At 58.7% G+C, this 12,507-nt stretch carries 10 protein-coding genes, 1 rRNA gene and 1 pseudogene; 9 read left to right on the top strand and 3 right to left on the bottom strand.

Annotation, left to right across the window (positions count from 1 at the left end; translation table 11 throughout):
- The first annotated feature begins 136 nt into the window (after nt 1–136).
- The 5 genes from AC1DWM_RS21870 to AC1DWM_RS21850 all read left to right on the top strand — a co-directional run bounded on the left by AC1DWM_RS21870 (nt 137) and on the right by AC1DWM_RS21850 (nt 3,819).
- Nucleotides 137–403, top strand: a complete 267-nt coding sequence (locus tag AC1DWM_RS21870) for a hypothetical protein (protein WP_223517260.1) — start codon at nt 137–139, stop codon at nt 401–403.
- Nucleotides 404–764: 361 nt separating this feature from the next.
- Entirely contained in the window at nt 765–1,547 is a 783-nt protein-coding gene (locus AC1DWM_RS21865; RefSeq protein ID WP_223517262.1) for a transporter substrate-binding domain-containing protein, read from the top strand.
- A gap of 55 nt (nt 1,548–1,602) precedes the next feature.
- The gene (locus AC1DWM_RS21860; protein WP_223517264.1) at nt 1,603–2,331 is read left to right on the top strand and encodes an ABC transporter permease; all 729 of its coding nucleotides are present in this window, start codon (nt 1,603–1,605) and stop codon (nt 2,329–2,331) included.
- Nucleotides 2,328–3,038 (top strand): ABC transporter permease, encoded by a 711-nt coding sequence (locus AC1DWM_RS21855; protein ID WP_477796082.1) that lies wholly within the window; start codon nt 2,328–2,330, stop codon nt 3,036–3,038. The genes AC1DWM_RS21860 and AC1DWM_RS21855 overlap by 4 nt, the downstream gene beginning before the upstream one ends.
- A 16-nt stretch (nt 3,039–3,054) precedes the next feature.
- Complete coding sequence (locus AC1DWM_RS21850; RefSeq protein WP_046031503.1) at nt 3,055–3,819, top strand: ABC transporter ATP-binding protein; 765 nt, start codon at nt 3,055–3,057, stop codon at nt 3,817–3,819.
- A gap of 273 nt (nt 3,820–4,092) precedes the next feature.
- Here AC1DWM_RS21850 and AC1DWM_RS21845 read toward each other — a convergent pair whose 3' ends face one another.
- Both AC1DWM_RS21845 and AC1DWM_RS21840 read right to left on the bottom strand, forming a co-directional pair.
- Entirely contained in the window at nt 4,093–5,460 is a 1,368-nt protein-coding gene (locus AC1DWM_RS21845) for an MFS transporter (RefSeq protein ID WP_223517267.1), read from the bottom strand.
- Nucleotides 5,461–5,527: 67 nt separating this feature from the next.
- Nucleotides 5,528–6,724, bottom strand: a complete 1,197-nt coding sequence (locus AC1DWM_RS21840) for a fumarylacetoacetate hydrolase family protein (RefSeq protein WP_477796081.1) — start codon at nt 6,722–6,724, stop codon at nt 5,528–5,530.
- A 120-nt stretch (nt 6,725–6,844) separates the two neighbouring features.
- Between AC1DWM_RS21840 and AC1DWM_RS21835 the strand changes: the two genes are divergently transcribed.
- The 4 genes and pseudogenes from AC1DWM_RS21835 to AC1DWM_RS21820 all read left to right on the top strand — a co-directional run.
- Nucleotides 6,845–7,804 carry a LysR family transcriptional regulator gene (locus AC1DWM_RS21835; protein ID WP_056741656.1) on the top strand — a complete coding sequence of 320 codons (960 nt, stop codon included), beginning with the start codon at nt 6,845–6,847 and terminating at the stop codon, nt 7,802–7,804.
- 165 nt (nt 7,805–7,969) lie between these two features.
- Complete coding sequence (locus tag AC1DWM_RS21830) at nt 7,970–9,517, top strand: UxaA family hydrolase (protein ID WP_223517271.1); 1,548 nt, start codon at nt 7,970–7,972, stop codon at nt 9,515–9,517.
- A gap of 72 nt (nt 9,518–9,589) precedes the next feature.
- Nucleotides 9,590–11,170 (top strand): aldehyde dehydrogenase (NADP(+)), encoded by a 1,581-nt coding sequence (locus tag AC1DWM_RS21825; protein WP_477796080.1) that lies wholly within the window; start codon nt 9,590–9,592, stop codon nt 11,168–11,170.
- 292 nt (nt 11,171–11,462) lie between these two features.
- Nucleotides 11,463–12,130: pseudogene (locus AC1DWM_RS21820) on the top strand (enolase C-terminal domain-like protein); the annotation flags it as partial.
- A gap of 215 nt (nt 12,131–12,345) precedes the next feature.
- Here the strand turns inward: AC1DWM_RS21820 and rrf are convergent.
- Nucleotides 12,346–12,461 (bottom strand): 5S ribosomal RNA (rrf, locus tag AC1DWM_RS21815).
- Nucleotides 12,462–12,507: the final 46 nt, after the last annotated feature.

The following is a 12,507-nucleotide window of genomic DNA, read 5'->3' as shown; positions in this document are numbered from 1 at the left end:
AGTCCGCCCTGGGTCAGTTTTCAATCAGCGCCAACTTCTTATTACGTGTGACCCGCCCCACCCCTACCAATAAACAGCCGACCGGTAGGCCCAACCGACGGCACATCATTTGTTTGGGTACAAGGAGAGACGACCCATGAGCACCCCGTTCCGTATCAACGAAGCACTTTTGATTGCCGGCCACGCATTCGAACCTTTTCAATGCGTCGCCTGGGCTCCGCAAGACGGTAATGGCGAACTGAGCCTGACCGTCATCGACCAGGCCAACACTCGTATTTGTCGCAAACAGATTCCAAGCAGTGCCTATTCCGACCCGGTGCAGCTGGAAAGCCTGCTGGAAGAGGTGCGCGCCGAGTTGAGCCAGGAGGGCTACAAGCTACAATCCTGGACAATGCCAGAGTAAGCATTCTCGCGGATCGCTACCTGTGATCCGCCTAATACTCCACTCTCAAGATGAAGATCAAGGATTGATGCCAGGAAAGTCGGCGCCCTTAATCACACATTTTGTTACCGCATACCCCAGCGGGGTGTAAAAAACCTGCGTTGGTAACAGCCGCGCAGGCTGCCTCCCCCCTGCGCTCACCTGCCTGCCAAGCCCATCCCAGAGCGCTGTACGCGCTTTCTCAAACGCCCAATCGGCGAATTGGCCGGGTGATTGCATATGCTTGTCTGTACAAGTATCTGCGTGTGCATAAGACATTTCACCACGCAGTACACGCGCTCTTGCGGCACAAGCGCTTTCGATGGTCCTTGGGAATAAAATAATGAAAAAAGCATTTCTCACCCTTTCTGCATTGGCTTTGTGTGTGGCTGCCGGTTCTGCGCTGGCCAAGGAGTACAAGGAGTTGCGTTTTGGCGTCGACCCCTCTTATGCGCCGTTCGAATCCAAGGCCGCCGATGGCAGCCTGGTGGGCTTCGATATCGACTTGGGCAACGCGATCTGCGCTGAGCTGAAGGTCAAGTGCAAATGGGTCGAAAGTGACTTCGACGGCATGATTCCCGGCCTCAAGGCCAACAAGTTCGACGGCGTGATTTCTTCCATGACCGCCACGCCAGCGCGTGAGAAAGTCATCGATTTCTCGAGCGAGCTGTTCTCTGGCCCGACCGCGCTGGTATTCAAGAAAGGCGCGGCCATCGGCGCCGATCCGGCCTCCCTCAAGGGCAAGAAAGTCGGCTACGAACAAGGCACCATCCAGGAAGCCTACGCCAAGGCCGTGCTGGACAAAGCCGGGGTAGAGACCCAGGCCTACGCCAACCAGGACCAGGTGTACGCTGACCTGATCTCCGGTCGTCTCGACGCTGGGATCCAGGACATGCTGCAAGCCGAACTGGGCTTCCTGAAGTCGCCACCAGGCGCCGACTTCCAAGTCAGCGAGCCGGTCGAAAGCCCGCTACTGCCAGCCAAAACCGCCGTGGGTCTCACCAAAGGCAACGCCGAGCTCCAGGCCTTACTGAATAAAGGTATCAAGGCGCTGCACGACAATGGCACCTACGCGGCCGTCCAGCAGAAGCACTTTGGCGATCTGAATCTCTACAGCGGCAAATAATGACCCTGCGCCCATTTCCGGATGGGCACTTTATTGATTGACGTAGGGCTGCTCAATGCTAGAAAACCTATTGCAGATTCTTGGGCTGTCAGGCTTTAGCCTGAAGGGCTTCGGCCCGCTGTTGCTGCAAGGCTCGTGGATGACTGTCAAATTATCCTTTCTGTGCTTGCTGGTGAGCGTTGGCCTGGGCCTGATCGGCGCCAGCGCCAAGCTTTCGAAATCGGCACTGCTGCGCGTCCCTGCGCAGGCCTACACCACGCTGATTCGCGGCGTGCCGGACCTGGTGCTGATGCTGTTGATCTTCTACAGCCTGCAAACCTGGCTGACGTCGTTCACCGACTTCATGGAATGGGAATACATCGAGATCAACCCGTTCAGCGCCGGGGTCATCACCCTGGGCTTCATCTACGGGGCGTATTTCACCGAAACCTTCCGTGGCGCGATCCTCGCCGTACCGCGAGGGCAGATGGAAGCGGCTACCGCCTACGGCCTGACCCGAGCTCAGCGCTTTCGCATCGTGGTGTTCCCGCAAATGATGCGTTTTGCCCTGCCGGGCATCGGTAATAACTGGATGGTGATTCTCAAGGCCACCGCACTGGTGTCGATCATTGGCCTGGCCGATCTGGTCAAGGTGGCCCAGGACGCGGGCAAGAGTTCCTATCAGCTGTTCTTCTTCCTGATTCTGGCCGCCTTGATCTATCTGGTGATAACCACCGTTTCGAACTACGTCTTGCGCCGGATGGAAATCTTCTACGCCGCAGGCACCCGGGAGGCCGTGCGATGATCGAGCTACTGCAGGAATACTGGAAACCTTTCCTGTACCAGGACGGCAATCACATCACCGGGCTGGCCATGACCCTCTGGCTGCTCAGTGCCTCAATCTTCTTCGGCTTCGTGATGTCGATCCCGCTGTCGATTGCCCGGGTCTCGACCAATGTCTGGGTGCGCTGGCCGGTGCAGTTCTACACCTATCTGTTTCGGGGTACGCCTCTCTATATTCAGCTGCTGATTTGTTACACCGGAATTTACAGCCTGGCCGCCGTGCGCGCTCAGCCAGTACTGGATGCGTTCTTTCGCGATGCGATGAACTGCACCATCCTGGCCTTCGCCCTGAACACCTGCGCCTACACCACGGAGATTTTCGCCGGGGCGATTCGCAGCATGAACCACGGTGAAGTCGAAGCCGCCAAAGCGTATGGTCTGACCGGCTGGAAGCTGTATGCCTACGTGATCATGCCGTCCGCCCTGCGTCGCTCGCTGCCTTACTACAGCAACGAAGTGATTCTGATGCTGCACTCGACCACCGTGGCCTTCACCGCGACCATCCCGGACATCCTGAAAGTCGCGCGAGACGCCAACTCGGCAACCTTCCTGACCTTCCAGTCGTTCGGCATCGCCGCGTTGATCTACCTGGCAGTCACTTTCTCTCTGGTCGGTCTGTTCCGCCTGGCCGAACGTCGTTGGTTGTCTTTCCTCGGCCCGGCTCACTAATTCAGGATGCTTGCTCATGTACAAACTGACCGTTGAAAACCTGCACAAAAGTTACGGTAACCATGAAGTCCTCAAGGGCGTTTCGCTAAACGCCAAGACCGGCGATGTGATCAGCCTGATTGGCGCCAGTGGTTCGGGCAAGAGCACCTTTCTGCGTTGCATCAACTTCCTGGAAACGCCCAACGATGGCGCCATGAGCCTGGACAACCAGCCGATTCAAATGGTCCATGATCGCCACGGCATGCGCGTGGCCGACGCCAATGAACTGCAACGCATCCGCACTCGCCTGGCGATGGTGTTCCAGCACTTCAACCTGTGGAGCCACATGACCGTGCTGGAAAACATCACCATGGCCCCACGCCGAGTGCTGGGCGTCAGCAAGAAGGACGCAGAGGATCGCGCCCGGCGCTACCTGGACAAGGTCGGTTTGCCGGCACGGGTCGCCGATCAGTACCCGGCGTTTCTCTCGGGTGGTCAGCAGCAACGGGTCGCCATTGCCCGTGCCCTGAGCATGGAACCGGAGATCATGCTGTTCGACGAGCCGACTTCGGCCCTGGACCCGGAACTGGTGGGCGAAGTACTCAAGGTAATCCAGGGCTTGGCCGAAGAAGGCCGCACCATGATCATGGTGACCCACGAAATGAGCTTTGCGCGCAAAGTGTCGAACCAGGTGCTATTCCTGCACCAGGGGCGGGTCGAAGAGCAGGGCGCGCCCGAGGACGTATTGGGCAACCCCAAAAGTGAGCGCCTGCAGCAGTTCCTCAGCGGCAACCTGAAGTAACAAGAGCGCCTTTGAGCGACCGCTGGGTCGCTCAAAGGCGCTGGCTCAACCCTCAAAACGCCCACGCTCTACCTGAGCAATCAGTGTTGCCAGCATCCCTGTGATGCCGTAGCCGCTGACGAGCCGAGCAAAACCCTGTTTTAGATGCGTCCAGCGTGTTTTCACAACCCATCACGAAGCTAGATGCTGTTGGCAGAATTAACGGGCAAAAAAAAACCGAAGCCTTTACCAGGCTTCGGCTGTTGGTCTCGGTCTATTTTCGACGCTGTGATCTCAAGGATTCGAAGGTGCCTGGGAATTACCCGCCCCCCCTTCCAGTGGACTTTGATTGACCAACGGTTGCACCTTCGGCGAGCGCAACGTCCATAGCAGGTAAACCCCTACCAGTCCGGCTGCCGACAGCGACAACATCCCCGCCCGTGGATCGGTGAACCAGACTTCCATATTGGCCTTGAGCATTGGCGCGACGAAGCCGCCGATGTTGCCCATGGAGCCAATCAGGGCTATACCACCTGCCGCGGCGACCCCGCCGAGGTAGCCGGTCGGCAGCGTCCAGAACAGCGGTTGAACAGTCACGAAACCAGCCGCTGCAAAACAGAAAGCCAGCAGTACCGGGGCAAAGCTGTTGAGCAACGCCGAAGCAGCAATACCAAGGGCCGCCATGCCGAGCATGCACATAGCCATCTTCAGGTGCGCCCCATGTCGGTCGGCATAACGCGTCACAAAGTACATGGCGATGGCTGCACACAGCCACGGCAGCGAGATGAACATGCCAACTTCGAGGCCGACCTTGGTCCCCAGAAGCTCTGCAATTCGGGTTGGCAGATAAAAGATGACCCCGTACACACTGACCTGAACGCTGAAGTAGATCAGGATGAACTTCAGCACTCGCTTGTTGCGGACCAGGTCCAGCAGGCTGTTCGGTCCATGGGCCAGCTTGAGCTTATCTTCAGCCTTGAGTTCCTGACTCAGCGCGGCTTTCTCCTCTGCTGTAAGCCAGTTGGCATCCTGTGGCTTACTCTTGAGGTAGAACAGCGCAATGATCCCCACGACGACAGCCGCCAGGCCTTCCACCAGGAACATCCACTGCCAGTTGGTCAGGTTGAACATGCCATGCATTTCCAACAACCAACCCGACAGCGGACTGCCCAGCATCAGGGCCATTGGCAAGCCAAAATAGTAGATGCCGATGGCCTGGCCGCGACGCTGGGCCGGAAACCAGTAGGTCAGGTACAGGATGACACCCGGGGAAAACCCGGCTTCGGCCACGCCGAGGAGAAAACGCAGTACGTAAAACGTTGTTTCATCCCGGGTGAACATCATGGCGGCGGACACCAGCCCCCAGGTGATCATGATTCGGCTGAGCCAGACTCTCGCGCCGACCCGGTGCAACATCAGGTTGCTGGGGACTTCGAAGATCGCATAACCGATAAAGAAAATACCCGCGCCCAAGGCGAAGGCAGCATTGCTCAAGCCAATATCGGTTTGCAGTGCCGCCTTGGCGAAACCCACGTTGGAGCGATCGATCATTGCCAGGGCGAACATCAATGCCAGGAACGGCAACAGCTTCCATCTGCATTTGGCGATGGCGCTCTCGATGGCTGCCGCGTGATCCGGTCTTTTTGTATTTTTGGTCATCATTTGGGGGCCTTATTATTATTGTCCAGCGACCACTGTTTTTATCTGCCAGGAACCTCTGGCAGGTAAATCAGTGGAGTGATTTACCTGCCTCAAGGCCGCGAGCAGCCAGGTTGCCCATCAATGCTCGCAGGCCAAACGTCCATGGCGTGGCTTCATTGCTGTAGGTGACACGATTGTGCAGCGTGCCCAGCAATGGGCTGCCGATGCTGACGCTATCGCCCTGCTTGTGGGTGAAACCGCTGCCCTGCTCTTCACGATCCTGTGTCGGAGCAAACAGGGTGCCCAGAAACAGCATGAAGCCATCCGGGTACTGGTGATTGCTGCCCACAGTCTGGGCTACCAGCTCCAGCGGGTCGCGACTGATCTGCTCCATCGAACTGCTGCCGCGCAGGATGAAACCGTCATCACCTTCGACGATCAGGTCGACCACGCAACGGCGCACATCATCCAGAGAAAAGCCTTCGTCGAACAGGCGAATAAACGGGCCGATCGCGCAAGACGCGTTGTTGTCCTTGGCCTTGCTCAACAACAAGGCACTACGGCCTTCGAAGTCGCGCAGATTAACGTCGTTACCCAGGGTTGCACCAAGTATCTGGCCACGACTACTCACTGCCAGGACGATTTCCGGTTCAGGGTTGTTCCATTTGGATTGAGGATGAATACCGACCTCGTTACCGCTGCCGACAGAAGCGAGGACCGGCGCCTTGGTGAAAATCTCGGCATCAGGGCCAATGCCCACTTCCAGGTATTGTGACCACAGCCCCTGCTCGATTAATACGCCCTTTAGCCGGGCGGCTTCGATCGAACCGGGTTTGATCGAGCGCAGGTTGTCGCCGATAGCCACCTTGACCACGTTGCGCACGCTCTCGGCCTTGACCGCATCACCACCGGCCTGCTCTTCAATCACGCGCTCGATCATGCTGGAGGCGAATGTTACGCCGGCGGCTTTGATCACTTGCAGGTCAGCCGGCGGCAACAAGAAAGCCTTGGTGGGGTCGGCGCCCATTCCCGTATTGGCCAACAATTCGTCAACACTGCCAATGTATCGACCCCGAGCGCTGCGAACAGCCTCGAGCGGCGACGGGCTCTCAAGCAGATCGCTCAATGTCGCAAACTCCTGCGACACATCAAACACGCCATCGGCGCGCAATACCACCGGTGACGGGCCTGCGGTCTCCCCCGGCACCCAGGCGCGACCAATCAGCGTGCCTTCCAGGCCGTCGATCGGGAGGGTGTTTTTACCAGTCAAATTCAGCTTCGGCATATGCAGATCCAGGTCAATTCGGTAACGACCGGGCAAAACTAGTGGACTGGATCGATAAATCCCAATGACATATTTTCAGCATTTGATATCGTTTCGTTATCAATCAGATTTGAGCGACTTATGGAAAACGACGAGATTTCCTACGCCAGCGTCAGCAAATGGCTCAAGATCAAGCACCTGATGCTGGTCGATACCCTGGCTCGGACCCGCAATATGCATACCACCGCCGAGCTGATGAACCTGACCCAGCCCGCCATCAGCAAGATGTTGCGCGACATCGAACTGTTGCTCGGCTTTGCCTTGTTCGAACGGCAGACTCGCAGCATGGTCCTGACCGAGCTCGGCGAGTTCGTGGTCCGCTATGCGCGGATGACCCTGGATGACACGCAATCTTTCGTCGATCAGCTCAATAAGCTGCGCAAAGGTGGGCATGGCCATTTGAAAGTCGGCGCGATTTTCGCCGCGACCTCGGTCGTGCTGCCCGAGGCCATCACCCGGATCAAGCTGGACCGCCCGATGTTGTCCATCGAAGTGATCGAGCAAACCAGCAATCAACTGCTGGAAATGCTCGAACATAAAAAACTCGATCTGATCATTGCCCGCTTCACCGATGAGCGTTATCAGCAGCCCTTCGAGTTTCGTGCGCTCGGGCCCGAGCCCTTTTGCCTGGTGGTCAACAGTCGCCATCCTCTGGCACAGTTCGATGAAGTGGCGACCGATCAGCTCGGCGATTGGCCCTGGGTCATGTACCCCTTCAATGCCCCCATACGGCGACGAATGGAAAGTGCCTTCGCCGAGTTCAATGTGCGCACGCCCACCAATACGGTCGAGACCATCTCGATGCCGACCTTCTTGCAACTGCTGCAATCGGGACCGATGCTCGCGATGCTGCCCGAATCCATGGTCCAGTCGCAGGTTCAGAGCGGCTTGCTCAAAGTGCTCAACACGCCGTTCAAGGTCGAGCCCCAGGACTACGGCATCATCACGCGCAAGGACGAACCGCTGAGCGAAGCTGCCCGGGAGTTCGCCGATACCTTGCTGGAATTCGCCAGGCTGAGACGGGAAGCTGGCGACCGCTGAGCGATGTTTCACTCAAAAAACCCTGAACCAATGAGAAAAGGTTATCGATCAATCCAAAGGTCTCATTAGGCACACACCTACGGCGGCTCTTATAGTGCAGCAACAAAGGTAAGGCGCGGCCCGTTCGCCAGCGACCTCCCACGCTTCATAGCCAGAGAGTTTGCGATGGAATTGATCATGAAAACCGGTGCAGCCGCCGTACTGCGCCTCAATCCTCTGGACGATGTATTGATCGCCCGTCGGCCGTTGCTGGGAGGCGAAGTACTCGAGCAGGAAGGCCTGACCGTGCGCCAGCCGATACCTGCCGGCCACAAGATCGCCGCACGCCGTGTCGAAGCCGGCCAGCCCTTGCGTCGTTACGGACAGATCATCGGTTTTTCCACGGGGGTTATCGAAGCCGGCGATCACGTGCATGTGCACAACCTGACCATGGGCGATTTCTCCCGTGACTATGCCTTCAGCGTCGATGTGAAACCCGACAAACCCTTGAACGACGAGCCCGTGTTCATGGGGATCGTGCGCCAGGATGGCCGAGTGGCGACACGCAACTACATCGGCATCCTGACCTCGGTCAATTGCTCGGCCACCGTGGCCCGAGCCGTTGCCGACCACTTCCGCCGGGACATCAATCCTGCCGCGTTGCTGGCGTACCCCAACGTCGATGGCGTGGTCGCCCTCACCCATTCCGCCGGTTGCGCCGTGGACCCCGCCGGCGAAGGCCTGGCCTTGCTGCGTCGAACATTGGCCGGCTACGCCACCCATGCCAACTTCGCCGCGGTACTGGTAATCGGACTGGGCTGCGAAACCAACCAGATCGAAGGGCTGCTCAGCACCCAGGGCCTGAGCCGCAGCGATACGCTACGTACTTTCAGCATCCAGGACAGTGGCGGTACCTCCAAAGCGGTCGCCAGCGGCATCGCCCAGGTTAAGGCGTTGCTTGAGGAGGCCAACCAGGTCACGCGCGAACCCGTGAGTGCCAGGCATCTCGTGATTGGATTGCAATGTGGCGGCTCGGACGGTTATTCCGGTATCACGGCCAACCCGGCGCTAGGCAATGCCGTGGACCGACTGGTCGCCTGTGGCGGTACGGCCATCCTTTCCGAAACCCCGGAAATCTACGGTGCCGAACACCTGCTGACCCGTCGGGCCGTCAACCGCGCCGTGGGCGAAAAGCTCATCGCCAGGATCCGTTGGTGGGAGGCCTACTGCGAGCGCATGGGCGCAGAGCTGAACAACAACCCTTCGGCCGGTAACAAAGTCGGAGGATTGACCACCATCCTGGAGAAGTCCCTGGGTGCCGTGGCCAAGGCAGGTTCCAGCAATCTGGTTGATGTCTATGAGTATGCCCAGGTGGTCAGCGCCAAAGGTCTGGTGTTCATGGACACCCCCGGCTACGACCCTGTATCGGCCACAGGCCAGGTCGCCGGCGGCGCCAACCTGATCGCCTTCACCACCGGACGTGGCTCGGCCTACGGTTGCGCCCCCACACCATCGATCAAACTGGCGACCAACAGCACCCTGTGGAACCGCCAGCGCGAAGACATGGACATCAACTGCGGCGAGATCGCCGAAGACACCATGACCATCGAAGAATGCGGTGAAGCCATCTTCAAACTCATGCTACGCATCGCTTCGGGCGAACGCAGCATGAGTGAGCAGCACGGTTACGGGCAGAACGAATTCGTGCCCTGGCAGATCGGCGCAGTCACCTGAATCCCTCTCTCCACCCCTATTGCCCTGAAATCCCCGCAAGGGGGATTCGAACATTCTTTTCTGGAGCCAGAAATGCCCACGATCATCGGCCACAACTACATCGCCGGTCAGCGCAGCGCTGCCGGCAATATCATCGTCAACAGCGTTGACGCCAGCACTGGCGAAAACCTGCCTTACAGCTTCTATCAGGCCACCCTGGAAGAAGTCGATGCCGCAGCCAAGGCTGCCGCTGCCGTCTACCCGACCTATCGCAACCTGAGTGCCGAACGCCGGGCGCAATTTCTCGATGCCATTGCCGATGAGCTGGACCTGTTGGGTGATGCCTTTGTCGCGCTGGTCTGCAGCGAAACCGCGTTGTCGGCGGCACGGATTCAAGGCGAACGCGGTCGCACCAGCGGCCAGATGCGCCTGTTCGCCAAAGTGCTGCGTCGCGGTGATTTCTACGGTGCGCGGATTGATCAGGCACTGCCGGATCGCCAACCACTGCCACGTCCGGACCTGCGCCAATACCGCATCGGCCTTGGGCCAGTCGCGGTATTTGGTGCGAGCAACTTTCCTTTGGCATTCTCCACAGCGGGCGGCGACACCGCCTCGGCATTGGCGGCTGGCTGCCCGGTGGTGTTCAAGGCGCACAGTGGTCACATGGCCACGGCCGAGCTCGTTGCCGACGCGATCATCCGCGCCGCAGAAAAAACCGCGATGCCCGCCGGGGTGTTCAACATGATCTACGGCGGCGGTGTCGGTGAGGCGCTGGTCAAGCATCCGGCTATTCAGGCGGTGGGTTTCACCGGCTCGCTCAAGGGTGGTCGCGCGCTGTGTGACATGGCCGCTGCCCGTCCTCAGCCAATTCCGGTGTTCGCCGAAATGTCGAGCATCAATCCGGTAATCCTGTTGCCCGAGGCCCTGGAAGTGCGCGCCGAAAGCGTTGCCCGTGACCTGACCGCTTCAGTGGTACAAGGCTGTGGTCAGTTCTGTACCAACCCTGGCTTGGTGATCGGTATTCGCTCGCCGCAGTTCAGTGCGTTCGTACAGCAGGTGGCTGGGTTGATGGAGGATCAGCCTGCGCAAACCATGCTCAATGCCGGCACCTTGAGCAGCTATGGCAAAGGTCTGCAAAAACTGCTCGCGCATCCGGGCATTCAGCACCTCGCCGGCAGCCCGCAACAGGGTAATCAGGCCCGACCGCAGCTATTCAAGGCGGATGTCGGCCTGTTGCTCGACGGCGATGAAGTCTTGCAGGAAGAAGTCTTCGGCCCGACCACGGTGTTCGTCGAAGTCGCGGACCATGCACAACTCAATGCCGCATTGAACGCCCTGCACGGGCAGTTGACGGCGACCATCATCGGCGAGCCGGCGGACTTTGAACGGTTCGGCGAGCTGACGACGTTGCTGGAACAAAAGGTCGGACGGATTCTGCTCAACGGTTATCCGACAGGTGTGGAAGTCTGCGACTCGATGGTCCATGGCGGGCCGTACCCCGCGACTTCGGATGCGCGCGGTACGTCGGTGGGCACCCTGGCGATCGATCGCTTCCTGCGCCCAGTGTGCTTTCAGAACTACCCCGACAGCCTGCTGCCCGACGCCTTGAAAGCTGCCAACCCCCTAGGCATATCTCGCCTGGTCAATGGCCAAGCTACTCGCGAAGCTCAGTAACACTCGCAGTGTCATCAATGAGGAGACCGCCAGCGGCTCCTCGATTCACGGCGCGGTAGCCACCATTGCGCCCGCTGGCCTCGCCCGCGCATTGTCCCGATCGCCTACGACCAGCGCTTACTGATTCGTGCTGGTATTCGTGATGCGGCCCAAAGAGGGTAAAAAAGGTTCTTTGTCCCGATGAGACTCCATCCTGACCGGGAATGCCGTCCTGAGCCTCATCTGGCCAAGGACTAAGCGAGTGTGAAACGCTACAGGCCAGACGACGTTACGTTCCAGTCGTCGCCTGTAGCACCTCAAGCAGAAAATCGGCGCCGATCTGGAAGAAGACATCCGTCGCGCCACAACTCTTCGCGAAGAAATTGGCTGGGATCGTTCCCTGATGATGGACGCCAACCAAGTCTGGGGCGTCGATGAGTCGGTAGCCAACATGCGCCGCCTGGCCGCGTTCGCCCCCCCCTGTGGATCGAAGAGCCCACCAGCCCCGATGACATCCTCGGCCATGCCAGCATCCGCCGGCGCATCGCACCGATTGGCGTCGCCACCGGTGAGCATTGCCACAACAGGGTGATGTTCAAGCAGATGTTCCAGGCCGGAGCTCTGGACTTTTGCCAGCTGGACGCGGCCCGCCTGGGTCGTCTCAATGAGGTGTTGATCGTGCTGTTGATGGCGGCCAAGTTCGACGTGCCGGTCTGCCCCCATGGCGGTGGCGTCGGTTTGTGCGAGTACGTGCAGCACATCGCCCTGTTCGACTACATCGCCGTCTCGGCCTCGCTGCACAACCGTGTTCTGGAATGCGTCGACCACCTGCACGAGCACTTCCTTGACCCGGTCGTGATCCGCCGCGGCCGCTACATGCCTGCGCGGCGCTCGGGCTATAGCATCGAAATGACCGCTCAATCCCTGGAACGATATCAATATCCCGACGGCCCGGTCTGGCTCGATATTGCTCGCGCTTGATAGCCGTGCCGTGGCAGCCATATGCTGCTAAAAGATTTAGTCAGTCTGTTGCATCGACCGGTTGTAGTGGTCAACTAATCCCGGACACGACGTTAAGTTTTTCTTCGGTCCGAGCTGGCGCAAACCCAGCGGGTCCGTACCAGTTTCCAGATGCTTTTTTCGAGGACAAAACAAAACCCCTACCTGCATACGCAGATAGGGGTTTCGGAATTTAATCTTGACGATGACCTACTCTCACATGGGGAAACCCCACACTACCATCGGCGATGCATCGTTTCACTGCTGAGTTCGGGATGGGATCAGGTGGTTCCAATGCTCTATGGTCGTCAAGAAATTCGGTAGCCAGGTCGTTTACCTTTCGGTTCACGCTCCAGCGA

This window comes from Pseudomonas sp. P4_C8, assembly GCF_056401975.1.
Note: the sequence above shows the minus strand (reverse complement) of the source record. Positions and strands in the feature narration are given on the sequence as shown.

Bases quoted from the DNA above. Each gene is read 5' to 3' on its own strand.
- AC1DWM_RS21870 (WP_223517260.1), top strand. From the start codon at position 137: ATGAGCACCCCGTTCCGTATCAACGAAGCACTTTTGATTGCCGGCCAC.
- AC1DWM_RS21825 (WP_477796080.1), top strand. From the start codon at position 9,590: ATGCCCACGATCATCGGCCACAACTACATCGCCGGTCAGCGCAGCGCT.
- AC1DWM_RS21840 (WP_477796081.1), bottom strand. From the start codon at position 6,724: ATGCCGAAGCTGAATTTGACTGGTAAAAACACCCTCCCGATCGACGGC.
- AC1DWM_RS21865 (WP_223517262.1), top strand. From the start codon at position 765: ATGAAAAAAGCATTTCTCACCCTTTCTGCATTGGCTTTGTGTGTGGCT.
- AC1DWM_RS21845 (WP_223517267.1), bottom strand. From the start codon at position 5,460: ATGATGACCAAAAATACAAAAAGACCGGATCACGCGGCAGCCATCGAG.
- AC1DWM_RS21850 (WP_046031503.1), top strand. From the start codon at position 3,055: ATGTACAAACTGACCGTTGAAAACCTGCACAAAAGTTACGGTAACCAT.
- AC1DWM_RS21835 (WP_056741656.1), top strand. From the start codon at position 6,845: ATGGAAAACGACGAGATTTCCTACGCCAGCGTCAGCAAATGGCTCAAG.
- AC1DWM_RS21830 (WP_223517271.1), top strand. From the start codon at position 7,970: ATGGAATTGATCATGAAAACCGGTGCAGCCGCCGTACTGCGCCTCAAT.
- AC1DWM_RS21855 (WP_477796082.1), top strand. From the start codon at position 2,328: ATGATCGAGCTACTGCAGGAATACTGGAAACCTTTCCTGTACCAGGAC.
- AC1DWM_RS21860 (WP_223517264.1), top strand. From the start codon at position 1,603: ATGCTAGAAAACCTATTGCAGATTCTTGGGCTGTCAGGCTTTAGCCTG.